The sequence below is a fragment of the Thalassotalea crassostreae genome, from assembly GCF_001831495.1.
Lineage (GTDB): Bacteria > Pseudomonadota > Gammaproteobacteria > Enterobacterales > Alteromonadaceae > Thalassotalea_A > Thalassotalea_A crassostreae.
This window is the reverse complement of the sequence record NZ_CP017689.1, coordinates 2,063,744-2,081,628: the sequence shown is the minus strand read 5'-3', so window position 1 is coordinate 2,081,628 and position 17,885 is coordinate 2,063,744. Positions and strand designations below refer to the sequence as shown.

The following is a 17,885-nucleotide window of genomic DNA, read 5'->3' as shown; positions in this document are numbered from 1 at the left end:
TTTTAGACGGTTAAATAAGAAATAAATTTTGCTTAAATAAAGGGGAGTACATCTTTTAAACGATAAAAAGTTATCCACTGTTTTTGTGGATAACTATGTTGATGGAAGTGTAAACCAATTGTACAGCCTTGATTTTGTTAATAAATGGCTTTTCGTCTAATTAGGTGGTGTATTGTAATTATGTTTTAAAACAACAGGTTATCGTTTTTGGGTTGTTTTTTAACTGATATTGACTGTTTTATGTTCAGCTTGTAAGAATTATGTTTGTCTGTGTATTAATTTTGTGATTTTAAGAAAAATACAAACCATCTAATTATTTCGTTAATTATTAAATATTTAATTAGCGACTTTTGTGACTATATTTTACAATAGACGACTTTCTTTATTTAATGCACCTCGTTTTCATGACAAAAACAAATAATCGGACAAAAAAAGACTTACTTAATGATCCGGTAAATTCGACGTTAAAAGATATGACCATTCCAATGATATTTGGCATGGTTTTATTAATGACATTTAATTTAATCGATACGTTTTTTGTTGGTTTACTAGGTACTCAACCGTTAGCTGCCATTAGTTTTACTTTTCCGATCACATTTACCGTAATAAGCCTATCAATTGGCTTAGGTATCGGAACGTCTGCTGTCATCGCGAAAACCTTAGGTACAGGTAATGATGACGAGGCAAGAGATATTGCTACCGTCGCCCTTATTATTACCTCCGTCATTGTTATTTTATTATCTTTCGTTGGTTATATTTATTCCGACGAAATATTTTTATTGTTAGGCGCAAAGCCGAGCCTGCTTGGTTTAATACATGACTATATGGATTTATGGTTTCTTGGTAGCGTTGGCTTAGTTGCGCCAATGATTGGTAACGCAATCTTGAGAGCATCCGGTGATACTCACACGCCAAGTATCGTGATGGGCAGTGCAGGTTTGATCAACGCTATATTAGATCCTATTTTTATCTTTGGTTTTGGACCAGTTCCAGCGATGGGTATACAAGGGGCGGCGCTTGCAACAGTAGTTTCTTGGGGATTTGGTTTAGCTTATATCACCTACATTCTAGGTTTTCAACGAAACCTTATTCACATAACGTTACCAGCGTTTAATGTTATTAAAGAATCGAGTGCTAAAATCCTTAAAATCGGATTACCAGCGGCTGGTGCTAATATGCTTACACCGATTGCAGCAGCGATTATGACGGCTATTGCTGCAACCTATGGTGAATCAGCGGTTGCTGCTTTTGGTGTTGGTTCAAGAATAGAATCTATCGCTTGCTTAGTGGTGTTAGCGATGTCGATGACATTACCGCCGTTTATCAGCCAAAATTTAGGGGCGAATAAACTTGATAGAGTAGAGTCAGCGTATCGTGTATCGGTTAAGTTTGTCATGCTTTGGCAAATAGGCATATACGCGGTATTGATGTTACTCGCACCGTTTATTGCTTCAGTGTTTTCAAAAGAGCAAAGCGTAGCAGATTTAATCACCTTGTTTATGTGGATTTTACCGTTAGGTTATGGTCTGCAAGGTGTTATTATTTTAACGAACTCTTCATTCAATGCATTGCATAAACCAATGATAGCGTTAGTGTTGAGTGTTCTCAGATTGTTCGTATTTTACGTACCGTTAGCTTATCTAGGCAGTAAGTTATTTGATATTGAAGGCTTCTTTGTTGGCGCTGTATTGGGTAACTTAGGTATGGCAGTAGTGTCGTATTACTTGTTTATTAAACAGTTTAAAGACAAAAGCTTATTGAAATTGCAAAAGAGTCATAATGAGTAAAGATTTAGAGTTAGTTTCAGATTATAAACCAAGTGGCGATCAGCCGACCGCTATCGCGCAATTACTTGATGGTTTAAATGCAGGTCTAGCACATCAAACATTGTTAGGTGTAACAGGATCAGGTAAAACTTTTACCATTGCTAACGTCATCGCGACTCAAAATCGACCGACCATGATTCTAGCGCCGAATAAAACACTTGCGGCGCAGCTATATGGTGAGATGCAAGAGTTCTTCCCAAATAACGCGGTAGAATACTTCGTTTCTTACTATGATTATTACCAGCCAGAAGCCTACGTTCCAACGACAGATACGTTTATTGAGAAAGATGCATCAATAAACGATCATATCGAACAAATGCGACTATCAGCGACCAAGGCGCTGATGGAACGTAGAGATGTTATTATTATTGCGTCTGTTTCGGCTATCTACGGGTTAGGTGATCCTGATTCCTATTTAAAGATGATGCTGCATTTAAGACAAGGCGACATCATTAATCAGCGCGATATTCTACGTCGATTAGCAGAGTTGCAATACACTCGTAATGATGTCGCATTTCAACGTGCTACCTATCGTGTACGTGGTGATGTGATAGATATCTTTCCTGCGGAATCGGATAAGTTTGCCATTCGAGTGGAATTATTTGATGAAGAATTAGAACGTATCAGCCAATTTGATCCATTGACTGGACAAGTAGAGCGTATTCTTCCAAGGGTAACGATTTACCCTAAAACGCACTATGCAACGCCTAGAGAAAAGATTCTAGCGGCAGTTGAAAACATCAAAGTTGAACTAAAAGAACGTGCAACCCAACTAAAAGAAAACAATCGTTTAGTTGAAGAGCAACGTATCGTACAACGTACGCAGTTTGATATAGAAATGATGACAGAGCTAGGGTATTGCTCTGGTATCGAAAACTACTCTCGTTATCTATCAGGCAGAGGCGAGGGCGAAGCACCACCAACATTATTTGATTATTTACCTGACGATGGATTACTCATACTTGATGAGTCGCATGTTACCGTGCCGCAGATAGGCGCGATGTATAAAGGTGACCGATCACGTAAAGAAAATTTAGTAGAATACGGTTTCCGTTTACCATCAGCGCTTGATAACAGGCCGATGAAATTTGAAGAATTTACTGCAATATCGCCACAAACTATCTATGTATCTGCAACACCAAGTGTTTATGAGATAGATAAATCCGATGGCGAAGTGGCTGAACAAGTTGTAAGGCCCACAGGATTACTTGATCCTGAAATTGAAGTACGCCCAGTTGAAACGCAAGTGGATGATTTATTATCTGAAATACGTGTTCGAGTTGAACGCAATGAACGAGTATTAGCAACGACGCTTACCAAGCGTATGGCGGAAGATTTAAGCGAATACTTAACTGAACATGGCGTAGCGACACGTTATTTGCATTCCGATGTCGATACGGTTGAGCGTATGGAGATCATTCGCGATTTACGTTTAGGCAAATTTGATGTTCTGATCGGTATTAACTTGTTGCGAGAAGGATTAGATTTACCAGAAGTTTCGTTGGTCGCAATTTTGGATGCTGATAAAGAAGGTTTCTTGCGTTCAGAACGTTCATTAATCCAAACCATTGGTCGTGCCGCTCGTAACTTAGATGGTAAAGCAATTTTATATGCTGACCGTATTACCGGTTCGATGAAAAAAGCAATTGATGAGACTGTGCGACGCCGAGCGAAACAACATGAATTTAACGTTAAACATAACATTGAGCCAAAAGGCCTTGTTAAGAAAATACGCGATGTAATGGGCGTTGGCTCAGGAATTACCGACAAAGCTGCAGGGTTAGGTGTCGCAGAGCCTATTGCTGATAAAGTTGAAATGACAACCGCAGAAATAGATAAAAAGGTCGCAAGCCTAGAAAACGAGATGTTTGAACATGCTCGTAATCTTGAGTTTGAAAAAGCGGCTGCGACACGTGATGAAATTGCTAAGTTAAGAGACTTACAGTTAAAAACTTAGCGGCGAGTAATTAGGCCCGAGAAGCGTAGAATCCTATGATTTGTGAAATGTCTTCAACATTGCACTTAGGTAGATTAGAAATCTCATTAATGATCTTGTCTTGAATATCGACAGGAAATAGCATTAATTGTTCTAAAAATAAGTGTGCTTGAAGTTCATCATTGGTGTCTAACAGCTTGGCCAAATATGAAGCATGGTTGTCCCAAATGGAACCCATAATGTCCTCCTATAAACGAATTAATCGTTTTATAATTCTAGTTCAAATCTGCGGTAATGCTAGGTTTGGAGCCAGAATTGTCGGCGGTTGTAGGCTGATAGACCACAATCAGAGAAGCAAAAACACAACAATGTAATAGCTTTGTTTTCGCTAAGTCATTGTTTAGTATTTGATCTCTAATTTATTTGGGATCTCTTTTATAAAGTAAAAAACTAACCATTTAAATTGTATTTTTCTAATCGATATAAGAACGCTTTATAAGACATTTGCAAGTAACTAGCTGCTTTCGTTCTATTGCCATGATGTTTGTTTAATGCTTGTGCCAGACAATGACGTTCAAAATTGTCCCAATTAAATCCTACGTTTGGTAAATCAAATTCTGGAATTGTCGCGTCAGCAACATAATCACTGTTTTGAATTGCGCTCAGAAGTTCTTCTTCATCATTAAGTAATACTAAGCGCTCGATACGGTTAGAAAGCTCTCGCACATTTCCTGGCCAATGGTAATCTAGCAGTGCTCGATAGATATCTTTATTAAGACTGGGTACCACCACACCATGACGCTTACTGTGCAACGTTATAAAGTGATCACAAAGGATTGGAATGTCTTCACTTCGTTCTCTTAATGGTGGCATGACTAAAGGGACTATGTTTAATCGGTAAAATAAATCCTCACGAAAATTGTTCTTGCTTACTTCTTTTTCTAGATCTCGATGAGTTGCAGCGATGACTCTAACGTCCAATTGAATTTCATTGTTGCTCCCTAAACGGGTTATAGTGCCTTCTTGTAAAAAGCGAAGTAGTTTAACCTGCACATTGGCGGTTAACTCCGCGATCTCATCTAAGAAAATTGTGCCACCATTAGCAGCCTCAAATTTTCCTAATTTAGACGTTGCACCGGTGAATGCGCCTTTTTCTGAGCCGAACAATTCAGCCTCTGCAATCGATTCAGCAATAGCTCCACAATTTATTGCAATAAAAGCTTCATTACTGCGATTCGATGATTGATGTAGTGCTCGCGCAGCAAGTTCTTTACCCGTACCAGTTTCCCCGTTAATCAACACAGTTGCGTTGGTTGCAGAAACACGTTTAATACGGTCATAAACTTTTTGCATGCAATTGGCTTTACCGACTAAACCAATTAATTGCTGCTGCTCTTGTAATTGATTGTTTAAGCTATGATTTTGTGCTCGCAATTGCTTTGCGGTTAACGCTTTTTCAATTGTAATTAATAGCTCTTGTCGTTGAAAAGGCTTCGCAATGTAATCATCAGCGCCTTTGTGCAACGCTTTAACTGCATGAGAAATTGTGCCGTGAGCGGTAGCAATAACAAATCCTAACTCAGCGCTTTGTTTCTTGGTATCTGGATTTTTAACGTAATTTAGTAGATCTATGCCAGAAAGATTTCCGAGCTTCCAATCAGAAAAGACAACATCTACGGCATGCTCTTTTAACAACAAAATTGCTTGTTCTACACAGTCAGCGGTTAATACTTTGAACTGTGATGCAGTTAATAAACTTTCGATTAAAACGCGTTGATCTTTATCGTCTTCAACAACAAGGACTAGAGTATCTTGGTTATTCATGTTCAGTGCTCTGCTGTTGTTTATTGCCTTGGTTACTGCTTAGGTTGTTGCTGCTTAATTGCGACTTAAACTGGGCAATAGCGATACAGCCATTAGCTTCATTGGATTTATTGTTGAGTTCGATGGTGCCGTTATAGTTTAGCGTGATCAACCTTTTTGCAATATAAAGCCCCATGCCAGCTCCTTCAGATTTATCGCTTACGTGAGGATTGAACAATTGTGTTGCGATTTCAGGGTTTAAACCATTACCGCTGTCTTCTACTAAAACCTTGAGGTTTGAATTATCAGGGTCAATGGTGATAATAATTTCATCGTTTGCGTTACTAGCTTCTACTGCATTGACTATCAATGTATGCAAAATAGAGCGTATTTCAGACTCATTACCAATGACTATCGCATCGCTAGGACCGTTGATAGCAAATTCTAACTGCTTGTCATTGCCAGCTTTACACTCTAAAACTACGTCCTGAACAACCGCCAAAATAGGCACTTTCTGGTCATGACTTAAACCGGTTTGAGTCAATTTCAATAGAGCGTCAATGGTTTTATTAATATGTGAAATTTTGGCACTAATGGTTTTAATAGCGGCACCTTTTTGTTGTCCAGTTAACGTTTGATCTTGCAGTTGTTCAACGTTTAGTCCAATCGTATGAATCGGATTTCTAAGAGCATGTGCCAAACCTTTTGATACCTCGCCAAGCTCAGCTAATTGTTGCAATTGTTGGTTTTTCTTTTCTGCAGCAGATAATTGCTCTAAGCGTTTAACCATTTGGTTAAACAAGCCGATGGTTGATTTAATTTCAGTGACGCCTTGTTCTTTAACTGGTTTAGAGTAATCGCCGGTCGCTAAGGTAGCGAAACCACCAGTTAGAGCATTTAACGGTTTACTAAACTTGTGAGATAACCAATAAGCGAGCACTAAAGCAATCAAAGAACAGATGACCAATAGCGCATAAATTTTGTCGATTAAAGCATTAATAGGGTGTTCAGTTGACAATATTCGAGTTACAGAGTTGCTATGTGCAGGTAAATGCTCGCCATTAACATTAGTGGTTTCGCGAACGAAACGAACATTTGAATCTTCAATCGCGTGATCATGCAGCTCACTAACAAGCTCACTAAACTCTTTGATAACTATCGCCTTAGTTTGATTTTGTTGCTCTACCCATTGCGCTTGTTGAGTCGAATCAGAAATACTGGTGTCAGAGTCCACTTGTTTGGAATTAATAACAATGGTATCAGAGTTTACTTCTTTGACGATCATTCGCTCCCTTGGATTAACAGGGATGACTTTTACTTGATGCTTGGCGTGACTACTGTTCGTATTGTTCTTATTTGTCGCGTCTAAATTCTCTATATTATCTATATTATCTAGTTGTGATGTCGTTATAATTTTCTGTTTGTGTCCAGTTCCGTCGTCAGTTTCGTATTCAATATGGATATTAATATCTTCGGACTCAAACTTTTCCGTTGCTAGCATTAAAACTTTTTCAGAGACTTGCAGTGCTTGTTGAGCAACTTCAGAACTAAAGTTAGTTTTCATCCAGTTTAATAACGTCAACTGAGAAATGGTCAACAGGACAATGAGGATCCCTATGAGAGAAAATAAATAGGATTTTAATGACATATAACCAGCCTAAGTATGCGTTATGTTGTAAATCTAATCGGAGTATTACTTGTTTCAATACACTATTAAAAATTGATTAAACTAACTATAACAACAATGATGCCAATCCTAAAATATTATAATATCCAATAAAAACAGCAAGATAGACAGCCGTTAAATTTTTAGAGATGGACGCTAACGTTTTATATTCCTGATATGGGGAAATTAGCTTCTTATATCAGAATTTAATTGTCAGAAATTTCTATATTTCGAGATTGTTATTTTAATGAATATAACGTGACCACCGTAATTTCATTGGCTTAATCGATGTGTTATAAACTTGGTACGATATTCGCAACATGATATTGCAACGGCGAGATTACTAATTAGTTGTAACCGTCATAACAAAAAATAAAACGGAGTAATTCATGAAATTTAAATTAAACACTTTAGCGAAATGCTTATTTGTATCAGCGGCAGTATTAACTAGTGCTTCAGCGTTGGCAGAAGACGTTAAGCAAGAAACTGAAATCATTATGATCAAACAAGAATCGGGTGATTCAATGGCTAATGTATCAATTGATACTAATGGTGAAGTGATCAAACTGGACGTTCCATTCGATGCGATTCATGACAAAGAAAAGCTTAAAGCAGCAATTGCTGATCTTCCACAAGAACAACAAGATTTAATTTTAATGGCAATGAATAAAACACCTCACGTTGAACACATGACAAGCGGTGGCCATAAAGTTATTCAAGTCGATATTGAATCTGATGGAGAGCATCATTGGGTTTCAGCAGATGGCGAAGTTGATCAAGATGTAAAAGTGATTAAAAAGGTGATCAGCCTTAATGGTGAAAGTGACGCTATGTTTATTCATGCAGACGGCGATGGTGACCATTTAGGTGATGCGGTTATTCACATGATTAAAAAGGGCAGCTTTACGCCGGAGCAATTAGACCAAATCCAAGCGGCTCTTGATTCTAAACGTTAGCCTTAGAATGAGTGTTTTAGAAAATGACAACTAAAACAGGAGTTTGATAAGCACTAAATCAGAGATAAAAATAAACCCTATCAATTGATAGGGTTTATTGTTTGCTAAAGACTTTTATTCTAAATCTAAACTATATCTAAAATTAAAATTAAGATTCAGTTTTTAAAGAATTAAAGATTATAACCTGACTCATCGTGTTCAATTAAGTCTAGACCTGTTGTCTCTTGTTCAAGAGATACACGTAAACCGCCAGTCATTAAACCTACAACTTTTAATATCAACCAAGTAACAGCAGCAGTGTAAACGATGCTTGCAACAATACCGATAAGTTGTACTTTTACTTGTCCAGCCATAGTTGCAATACCGTCAGCGAAGCCAAACCCACTGAATACGCCAAGTGACGTTGAAGCGAAAACACCAACGAGTAATGTACCTAAAATACCACCAACACCATGCACCGGGAATACATCTAACGAATCATCAATTTTTAATGTTTGTTTAATATAAACCGTCGCGTAGAAACATACGATACCAGCTAACAAACCGATTACTAATGCGCCACCAGGACCGACAAAACCAGAAGCTGGTGTAATGGTACCTAGACCGGCAACCATACCTGTAACTGCACCTAGTACACTAGCTTTACCGAATTTTTTCCATTCGATTGCAGCCCACGTTAGAGCGCCCATTGCTGCTGAAATGTGAGTAACAAGCATTGCCATAGAAGCGTCGCCATTTGCAGCTAATGCGCTACCACCATTAAAGCCGAACCAACCGACCCACAGTAAACCAGCACCAGTTACGGTCATTGTTAAGTTATGAGGCATCATTGGCGTTTTAGGGAAACCATGTCTAGGACCGATAACCAATGCGGCAACTAACGCTGCAACACCCGCTGTAATATGAACAACAATACCACCGGCAAAATCATAGATACCAAGCTTAGCTAACCAGCCGCCGCCCCATACCCAATGTGCGATTGGTGCATAAACAGCTAACAACCAAATACCACTGAACAATAATACCGCTTTAAATTTAATGCGCTCGGCGTAACCACCAATAATAAGAGCAGGGGTGATAATGGCAAAAGTCATTTGAAATAACATAAATAAACTTTCAGGAATATCGCCACTTAAGGTGTCTTTAGAAATTCCATTCATCATGACTTTACTAAAGTCACCAATCCAGTCATTACCTTCGCCAAATGCTAATGAATAACCAACCACTAGCCACAACACAGAAGAAATGCCGGCAATGGCAAAACACTGCATTAGTATTGATAAGATGTTTTTACGTCTAACTAAACCACCGTAGAATAATGCAAGTCCAGGTAGCGTCATTAATAGTACAAGCGCTGTCGATGTTAAGATCCACGCTGTATTAGAGCCGCTTAGCTCTGCTTCACTTGCCATTGCAGGAACGGATAAGAAACTTAAAACGATTAACAATAGTGCTTTCATAATTTCTCGCTCCTAAATTGCTGAGTTGTCAGTTTCGCCAGTACGAATACGGACGATTTGGTCAATGGAAGTAACGAAAATTTTACCGTCACCAATTTTGCCTGTGCGTGCACTTGTTGTGATCGCTTCAACAACTCGTTCAACGAACGACGTTTCTACTGCAATTTCTAGTTTCATTTTTGGTAGAAAGTCGACAGAGTATTCGGCGCCGCGATATAACTCTGTGTGGCCTTTTTGACGACCAAAACCTTTAACTTCAGTTAGTGTTAGACCGTCGACACCGATTTCACTTAGTGCTTCTCGAACATCATCTAGCTTAAATGGTTTTATTATTGCTGTTATCAACTTCATATTAGATCTCATCTTGCTTGTATTTAGTGCACACTTAATAGGTGCTGTTACATTGATTTATCGATTAATTAACTTCGCGCACTAACTATGCACAAATCGTGCACAGTTTTAGTTGTTGTTATTAATCAATGACTTGCAGATGTTGCGGTTGGCTTTTGGGGAATAACTGCACACAAACGGTGCGTTTTAGGGTGGGTATTTGCTTTTATTTGGTGCGAGTGCACTAAGTTTGAAATCGAGAGATTTTAAAAGTTAGTGCTTTGCTATAAAACAAATTTTCGCGTTTAAATAATAAAGACTATTCGTACGATAAAGGATCAGTAATACCATTTTCTTTAAATGCTTCTAGACGCTCTTGGCAGGCGCCACAAGCACCACACGCTTTTTCTCGGCCATTATAACAAGTCCAAGTTTTAGCGTAATCGAGCCCCATGCTAATGCCATCGGTTAGAATATCGATTTTGCTTTGTGTTAAATACGGGCTATAGATCTCGACTTCTTGATAGTTCGCTATTTTACAAACGTCATTCATTTTTTCGACAAATTCTGGTCTGCAATCTGGGTATATCGCATGATCGCCAGAATGAGCACCGTAATATACCTGGCTTGCCTCTACTGACACTGCGTAGCCCACAGCAAGCGATAAGAGGATCATATTACGATTAGGCACTACCGTAGACTTCATCGACTCTTCTTCATAATGGCCCTCTGGGATATCAATATCATCTGTTAGAGATGAGCCGGCTAGAAGCTGATTTATTGACGTAATATCAATAATTTTATGAGGAATGTTTAATTCCTTACATACATTAGCAGCGTATTCGAGCTCTTTGACATGCTTTTGTCCGTAATCAAAAGACAACGCATACAACTGCTTACCATCTTTAATCGCACGATTTAGTACCGTGAATGAATCCATTCCACCAGAATAGATCACCACAACCTTGTTATTTTTAGTCGCTGCAGGTGAAGTTGAATTTTCTACTAGATTTTCAGCCATTTATTCTTTCTCTTAGGGTATACTTAAACTTATCCGCAAAGTTTAATCGAAAAGATAGCAAGATACCTAATTTATTATGACGCACTATAAAATAAATGAATTATTTGAAACCATTCAAGGCGAAGGATCGTTTACCGGTCAACCGTCAGTTTTTCTTCGGCTACAAGGCTGTCCCGTTGCGTGCAGCTGGTGTGATACCAAGCACACTTGGGAAATAAATTTAGACAGTGAAGTTAGCAGTGATGTTGTTTTAAATAAATTAGCTGAAACTGATGAATGGGTAAACCTAGACGTTGAAGCAATCCTGCGAATCATTCAAGCAAAAGGTTTTAAAGCACGTCATATTGTTATTACTGGTGGTGAACCATGCATGGTTGATTTGACGCCATTATGTGAAATGTTTGAACAACATGGGTTTTCAACACAGATTGAAACCTCAGGTACTTTTGAAGTGTTAACGACAGATAAATGTTGGGTTACGGTATCACCGAAAGTAAATATGCGTGGCGGATATGAAATACTTTCCTCGGCGATGAAAAGAGCGGATGAGATAAAACATCCAGTTGCAACAGAGCAACATGTTGAAGATTTAAAAGCGCTTTTAGAGCAGCACAATATCACTGAAACACCGGTGTATTTGCAACCAATTAGTCAAAAAGAACGTGCGACTAAACTCGCGATTGATACCTGTATTGAAAATAATTGGCGATTGTCAATTCAAGTACATAAATACATCGGCATAGAGTAACGCGTAACTAATTAATTATGTTGAAAAAAGTGTTTGCTATCTTTGTTCTCATAATCAGCGTGAAGATGATATATTCGGTGCTATAAGCCGCTTTTAAAAAGCTAAGCATCCTTAACGTCTTGCTCTAAACGTATTTCTCTATACGTATTACTCAAAACCATGTTAGTACTGAATGTTTCTTTTGAATGGCGGCAATGAATCTATCAAATCTTTACCGTATCTTTTCGATACCAAGCGTCTATCTAATATAGTGATCATGCCAGTGTCCTTTTCATTTCGTAAAAGGCGGCCACAGGCTTGGATAAGCTTTTTTGACGCATCAGGAACCGACAACAACATAAATGGATTACCACCTTTTAACTTGATGTACTCAGCTTGTGCTTGATCGACCGGCGAGGTTGGTACTGAAAAAGGTAATTTAGTAATGATTAGGTTGGTTAGGTACTTGCCTGGTAAATCAAGTCCTTCAGAGAAACTTTGGCTACCAAACACAATACTGGTTTCATCGTTATTACAGCGTTTTTTATGGGTTTCGATAATTTGTTGACGAGACTTTTCACCTTGCACTAATATTGCTTTGTACTTATCTTGTTTTCTCAGAGCTTCTGCAACGGTTTCCATTTGCCAATAAGAAGAAAAGAGTACAAGGTTTGCTTGTTTCTCTCGCAACAGTGAAGGTAACTTTTTAATGAGCTCATCGGTAAACTTATCACTGACATTAGGCTCAAAGTCCATTTTAGGTATGTTTAATACCGCATTTTCTTGATAGTTAAATGGTGAATCAAGTTTTTGGTACTGAGTTCCGTCATTAGCGCCAAGTCCAGCTTGGTTCTTAAAGTGTTCAAAAGAGTTCAGGGCACAAAGGGTTGCTGAACATAGTACGGCTCCTTCACACTTGCTCCATAGATTATCTTCAAGAGTAAAACCAACTTCTATTGGTGAAGCGCAAACCATAAAGTCTTCTCGCTTACCTGAAGTTTTTTCGATCCAACGGGCAAGCGGGGCAGCTTTTTCTGAATCACTCTTAGCAAACATTGCATAAGTTTTTTCTAGGTTTTCTAAGCGCTGTAGTTCAAAGCCTGCCTCGGCTAGCAAAGGCTCTGCTTTTGCTATTTGGACGTCGCCATCTTTAACCGCTTCCATCAACAGATTATAAAGCTTATTGAGTTCACTCGATGCTTTTTTACTGGCACTAGCGATATCTTCCGCAAGATTTTTTAATTCTTTAGGTACGATACCGTTAGTAAATCGGTGTTGTTTCTCGTCAACGAAATAAACCTGCTGATTAGCACTAATATACTGAAAAACTTTTTGCATATCGGCAGTGATTTCTTGAGTGGTATCAGCAAGTTTTAATGCAGGTGAAATGGTTCTATCAGATGTGCAAATCTTACTGATTTTATCACTTGTGCCGGCGATTTTAGTTAACCAATCGCTTGCCCCTTTAACTGTTGCCATTGCTGATGAATGATCACGAGTTATTTGTGGTAAATGATGAGCTTCATCGATTATGTAGATACTATCTTCTGGATCAGACAGTATTTTACCGCCACCTAATTCAAGATCAGCAAGTAACAATGAGTGGTTAATCACTAGAACATCGGCGTTATCCATCGCTTCTCGTGAAAGATGAAATGGACAATTAGTATGTTCTGATAAATGTTTTAAACAACTATGTTTATCGCTTTGAATGTGTTGCCAAATATGATCAGGGATCGGTGTTGGCCATGAATCTCGGTCACCATGCCACTTTCCTGATTTCAAGTCTTCCTTTAACGAGTTAAGCAAGCGTATATCTTCAACGTTAGGTTTTTCGGTAAATAACGGTACTTGATTTGGATCTTCATCGGTACTGCATGCTAGATCTAAACGAATTTTACAGACATAGCGTTGTCTGCCTTTAACTAGACAATAATCAAAGTCTAAACCGGAATTTTTTAATAAGAAGGGTAAGTCTTTATCAAATAATTGTTCTTGTAAAGCAACGGTAGCTGTTGAGATCAGAACTTTCTTCTGACGAGATTTAGCAAGTGGTATTGCACCTAAACAGTAGGCCAGTGATTTGCCTGTACCTGTGCCAGCTTCGATAACGATATGTTTCTTTTCTTTTGAATATTCACCCGATAAGGTTTTAGCAATTTCTGCTATTAAAAACGCTTGTTGCTTGCGCGGAGTGAAATTTTCAAGGTTTTCACCTATCTGTTTATAAGCCTTACGAATAAGTTCCTTGGTTTTTTCACCTAACATGATTTTTCGGGTTCCATTAACGCGCTAGTTTACATATACTGCTGTATATATTAACAGGTTTTTCAGCGATTACGACTAAAATGTCTCAAACAGTGGCAAATCAATTACAACAAGGCTTTATATTAACCAGACAGGTCAGAGATACTGCGAAAGGTATCCAACTTTGCTATTGGTTAAAAAGTCCAGAAGGTCCTGTTAAGTTACTGATTGATAATGAATTAGCTGTGTTCTTCGTTGAAGAATATTTTGTCGAAAAAGCAAAAGCTTTGTTGATCGACAATCAATTATTTTTACAAAGTAAAAGTCTAACACTGACTAGCTTTATGGGTAAACCGGTCAGTGGATTTTATTTCAATAGCCTTACTAAGTTTTATCAAGCAAGAGATCTTTTAAAATCTAATTCAATTAAGTGTTATGAAGATGATATTCGACCCGATGATCGTTTTATTATGGAACGTTTTATCACTGGCTCGATGGAGTTCTTAGGCCACAGCAATCAAAAACAGGGTTATCGACAAGTTTATACAAACAAGGTCAGAAAAGTAAATTACACGCCAAAGTTAACCATGCTTTCCATCGATATTGAATGTTCGTTTGATGGTGAATTGTATTCCATAGGAGCTTATAGCGACGACGTGTCAAAGGTTTTTATGATTGGCGAGCCAGAAGCTCATTGTAAAGACTACATACAATGGGTTGAAGACGAATACGATTTGCTGCTTAATTTTATTAGTTGGTTAAACAAGAATGACCCCGATATCATTATTGGCTGGAATGTTATTAACTTTGATTTTAAATTGCTGCAAAAACGCTGTGATTTAAACAATATAAAATTTGCCATTGGTCGAGATGGAAGTGCGCCATATTGGCGCAAAAACAACCGCTCAGAGCAAAACTTTATTCATATCGCCGGCCGTGTCGTGCTGGACGGCATCGATTTATTAAGATCTGCAACGTATAGCTTTCCTAGTTTCTCTCTTGAATATGTTGCTCAAGCAATACTTGGGATCGGTAAAGACATTGAGGACGTTGATAATCGAGTCGCTGAGATCACCCGTAAGTTTTTATATGAGAAGCAAGCCTTAGCCGGTTATAACCTTGAAGATTGTCGATTGGTTTGGTTAGTGTTTGAAAAAACACTGTTGTTAGACTTTGCAATTTTGCGCTCACAATTAACTGGATTAGAGTTGGACCGAATAGGCGGTAGTGTCGCCGCATTTACCAATCTTTATTTGCCTAAATTGCATAGAGCAGGCTACGTAGCACCTAATATGGGCGATGGTGAGAGTGATTTAGTGTCTCCAGGTGGATACGTGATGGACTCTATACCTGGATTGTATAAAAATGTATTGGTACTGGATTTCAAAAGCCTGTATCCCAGTATTATTCGAAGTTTTAATATCGACCCAATGGGCTTGATAGAAGGGCTATTACAAGCAAATGAGCAAGGATTAGAACTTAACGAAAATGTCGTTACCTATAGCGCAACAAGCGATCAACCTATCCCTGGGTTTGATGGCGCGTGGTTCTCTCGTAGCAAACATTTCTTACCAGATATTATCGAGCAGCTTTGGCAAGAACGTGATAAAGCTAAAAAGCAGAAAAATAGCGCGTTGTCACAAGCAATTAAGATCATTATGAATTCTTTCTATGGCGTACTAGGTTCAACCGGTTGTCGATTTTTCGACCCTCGACTGTCAGGGTCGATTACTAAACGTTCTCATCAATTATTAAATCAAACCAAAGACTGGATTGAAGGCTTAGGTTATCGCGTTATCTATGGTGATACCGACTCGATATTTGTCAGTATTGGTGAAGATAAGTCTGACAGAGAAAGCCAAGAGATTGGTGTCGAGTTAATGAACTTTATCAACAACAAAATGGATAAAGAGTTAAATGAAAATTATGCCATCGACTCCGCTCTAGAGATCGAATTTGAAACTCACTTTCATCAATTTCTGATGCCAACAGTACGTGGACAGGATATTGGTACTAAGAAGCGCTATGCAGGTATTGTAGGTAGAGATAAACAAGAAAAACTTATTTTCAAAGGCTTAGAAAGTGTTCGAACAGATTGGACAATACTGGCCAAAGAGTTCCAACAAACGCTGTATTTGAAAGTGTTTAAAGGAGAGCCTGTTGATGATTATATACTTGATATTGTTAAAAAAACACTAAATGGCGAAATGGATGACAAGCTAGTTTATCGCAAACGTATACGACGTAAATTGAGTGATTATGAAAAGAATGTACCACCACATGTTAAAGCTGCAAGAGATGCAGACGCTATAAATGCACAACTTAATAAACCACTTCGATATCAAAATAGAGGTTGGATAGAATACATATTGACAGTAAATGGCCCACAAACAGTAGAGCATGTGCGAGATCATATTGATTATCCGATATATATTGAAAGACAACTGGGCGCTGTTGCAGATGGGATCTTGCCGTTTATTGGTAAGAGTTTTAGCGATATTACAGATGAACAAATGCAATTGTTCTAACAAACCTGTGCCTGATCACATGTAATATAAAACCAAAGGTTTAAATGTTACTCGTATTTGATATTAAAAAATGCTGTCTTTTCAAGGATTTCACGGTATAACTATTATTCTTAACGTAAATTAAACATGATTAAAATAACCATTAGAGCAAACCATGACTAAAGACACTAAATTTGTTAACGCAGGTAGAGACAAAAAATTTACTCAAGGAACTGTTAATCCTGTCTTACAACGAGCATCCACTGTGCTTTTTGATAATGTTGCAGAAATGAAAGATGCAACTCGAAAGCGCGGAGAAAAGCACTTATTTTATGGTCGCCGAGGCACAACAACTACGTTCGCATTTCAACAAGCGATGAATGAAATAGAAGGCGGTGCAGGGTGTTATGTCTATCCATGCGGCACAGCAGCAATTACTGCTTCGTTGTTAGCATTTTTAAAAACTGGCGATCACTTGTTGATGGTTGATTCTGTTTATGGCCCAACGCGAGACTTTTGTGACAAAGTCTTAGCTTCCTTTGGTGTCGAAGTAACTTACTACGACCCAATGATAGGCAAGGGTATTGCTAACTTGATTCAAGATAATACCAAAGTGATTTTTACCGAGTCACCTGGCTCTATTACGATGGAAGTGCAAGATATACCTGGAATTTGTGAGGTAGCGAAGGCTAGCAATTCAGATATTACTGTGATTTTAGATAATACCTGGGGTGCTGGAGTGTTGTTGCAACCGTTTGAACTTGGCGTTGATGTTTCGGTGCAAGCTGCTACAAAATATATTGGTGGCCATTCAGATGTAATGCTAGGTACAGCAACGGCCAATGAGAAGAGTTGGCCGATATTGCGAGAAAAATCTTATCTTTTGGGGCAATGCGCGTCAGCTGATGATATTAGTTTGGCGTTAAGAGGTATTCGAACCTTAGGAGTTAGATTAAAGCAACATCAAGAAAGTGCGATGACGGTTGCTAATTGGTTGAGTAATCGCAAAGAAGTGAAACAAATATTACATCCCGCGTTTGAATCTTGTGCAGGACACGAATATTTTGAACGTGATTTTAACGGCTCAAATGGACTGTTTTCATTTGTATTAAACAATAGTAACCCGTCAGCGTTAACGGCATTTTTAGATGGTATGCACCATTTTAAGATGGGTTTTTCTTGGGGCGGGTTTGAGTCATTAGTATTATCCTATGAAAATTTACACCGAGAGCGAAATTACGGGAACTGGCAGGCGGGCGATGTCGTCATACGCTTGCATATTGGCCTAGAAGACGTAAATGATTTGATAGAAGATCTTGAACAAGGTTTCGAACGTCTAAATTCAAAGTTATAATAGCAAAGATTTATTGTTAAAGTTTTATCGTCAAAGTATTGCAGAAATACTT

The 17,885-nt window shown here is 38.3% G+C and carries 13 protein-coding genes; 6 read left to right on the top strand and 7 right to left on the bottom strand.

Going from position 1 to position 17,885, the window contains the following annotated elements; translation table 11 throughout:
* The first annotated feature begins 404 nt into the window (after positions 1 to 404).
* Both LT090_RS09010 and uvrB read left to right on the top strand, forming a co-directional pair.
* The gene (locus tag LT090_RS09010; RefSeq protein WP_068547651.1) at positions 405 to 1,787 is read left to right on the top strand and encodes an MATE family efflux transporter; all 1,383 of its coding nucleotides are present in this window, start codon (positions 405 to 407) and stop codon (positions 1,785 to 1,787) included.
* Entirely contained in the window at positions 1,780 to 3,783 is a 2,004-nt protein-coding gene (gene uvrB, locus LT090_RS09005) for an excinuclease ABC subunit UvrB (RefSeq protein WP_068547652.1), read from the top strand. Before LT090_RS09010 ends, uvrB begins: the two co-directional genes overlap by 8 nt.
* Positions 3,784 to 3,793: 10 nt before the next feature.
* Here the strand turns inward: uvrB and LT090_RS09000 are convergent, their stop codons facing one another.
* From LT090_RS09000 to LT090_RS08990, 3 genes are all read right to left on the bottom strand, one after another.
* On the bottom strand, positions 3,794 to 4,000 hold the full coding sequence (locus tag LT090_RS09000; RefSeq protein ID WP_068547653.1) for a hypothetical protein: 207 nt from the start codon (positions 3,998 to 4,000) through the stop codon (positions 3,794 to 3,796).
* A gap of 212 nt (positions 4,001 to 4,212) precedes the next feature.
* Positions 4,213 to 5,586 carry a sigma-54-dependent transcriptional regulator gene (locus LT090_RS08995; protein ID WP_068547654.1) on the bottom strand — a complete coding sequence of 458 codons (1,374 nt, stop codon included), beginning with the start codon at positions 5,584 to 5,586 and terminating at the stop codon, positions 4,213 to 4,215.
* The gene (locus LT090_RS08990; protein WP_082897260.1) at positions 5,579 to 7,213 is read right to left on the bottom strand and encodes a sensor histidine kinase; all 1,635 of its coding nucleotides are present in this window, start codon (positions 7,211 to 7,213) and stop codon (positions 5,579 to 5,581) included. The genes LT090_RS08995 and LT090_RS08990 overlap by 8 nt, the downstream gene beginning before the upstream one ends.
* A gap of 407 nt (positions 7,214 to 7,620) precedes the next feature.
* Between LT090_RS08990 and LT090_RS08985 the strand changes: the two genes are divergently transcribed.
* Positions 7,621 to 8,187, top strand: coding sequence for a hypothetical protein (locus tag LT090_RS08985; protein ID WP_068547656.1), 567 nt, complete (start codon positions 7,621 to 7,623; stop codon positions 8,185 to 8,187).
* Between the two features lie 170 nt (positions 8,188 to 8,357).
* On the opposite strand, the gene LT090_RS08980 is transcribed toward LT090_RS08985, so the two are convergent.
* From LT090_RS08980 to queC, 3 genes are all read right to left on the bottom strand, one after another.
* A complete protein-coding gene (locus tag LT090_RS08980) occupies positions 8,358 to 9,647 on the bottom strand; it encodes an ammonium transporter (protein WP_068547657.1) in 1,290 nt (429 codons plus the stop codon).
* 12 nt (positions 9,648 to 9,659) lie between these two features.
* Positions 9,660 to 9,998 carry a P-II family nitrogen regulator gene (locus tag LT090_RS08975; RefSeq protein ID WP_068547658.1) on the bottom strand — a complete coding sequence of 113 codons (339 nt, stop codon included), beginning with the start codon at positions 9,996 to 9,998 and terminating at the stop codon, positions 9,660 to 9,662.
* Positions 9,999 to 10,296: 298 nt separating this feature from the next.
* Positions 10,297 to 10,998 (bottom strand): 7-cyano-7-deazaguanine synthase QueC, encoded by a 702-nt coding sequence (gene queC, locus LT090_RS08970; protein ID WP_068547659.1) that lies wholly within the window; start codon positions 10,996 to 10,998, stop codon positions 10,297 to 10,299.
* A gap of 76 nt (positions 10,999 to 11,074) precedes the next feature.
* Between queC and queE the strand changes: the two genes are divergently transcribed.
* A complete protein-coding gene (gene queE, locus LT090_RS08965) occupies positions 11,075 to 11,746 on the top strand; it encodes a 7-carboxy-7-deazaguanine synthase QueE (protein WP_068547660.1) in 672 nt (223 codons plus the stop codon).
* Positions 11,747 to 11,908: 162 nt separating this feature from the next.
* On the opposite strand, the gene dinG is transcribed toward queE, so the two are convergent.
* Positions 11,909 to 13,993, bottom strand: a complete 2,085-nt coding sequence (gene dinG, locus LT090_RS08960) for an ATP-dependent DNA helicase DinG (protein WP_068547661.1) — start codon at positions 13,991 to 13,993, stop codon at positions 11,909 to 11,911.
* 80 nt (positions 13,994 to 14,073) lie between these two features.
* On the opposite strand from dinG, the gene LT090_RS08955 reads away from it, so the two are divergent.
* Both LT090_RS08955 and LT090_RS08950 read left to right on the top strand, forming a co-directional pair.
* Positions 14,074 to 16,500, top strand: coding sequence for a DNA polymerase II (locus LT090_RS08955; RefSeq protein ID WP_068547662.1), 2,427 nt, complete (start codon positions 14,074 to 14,076; stop codon positions 16,498 to 16,500).
* A gap of 154 nt (positions 16,501 to 16,654) precedes the next feature.
* Entirely contained in the window at positions 16,655 to 17,833 is a 1,179-nt protein-coding gene (locus LT090_RS08950) for a cystathionine beta-lyase (protein ID WP_068547663.1), read from the top strand.
* Positions 17,834 to 17,885 lie beyond the last annotated feature (52 nt).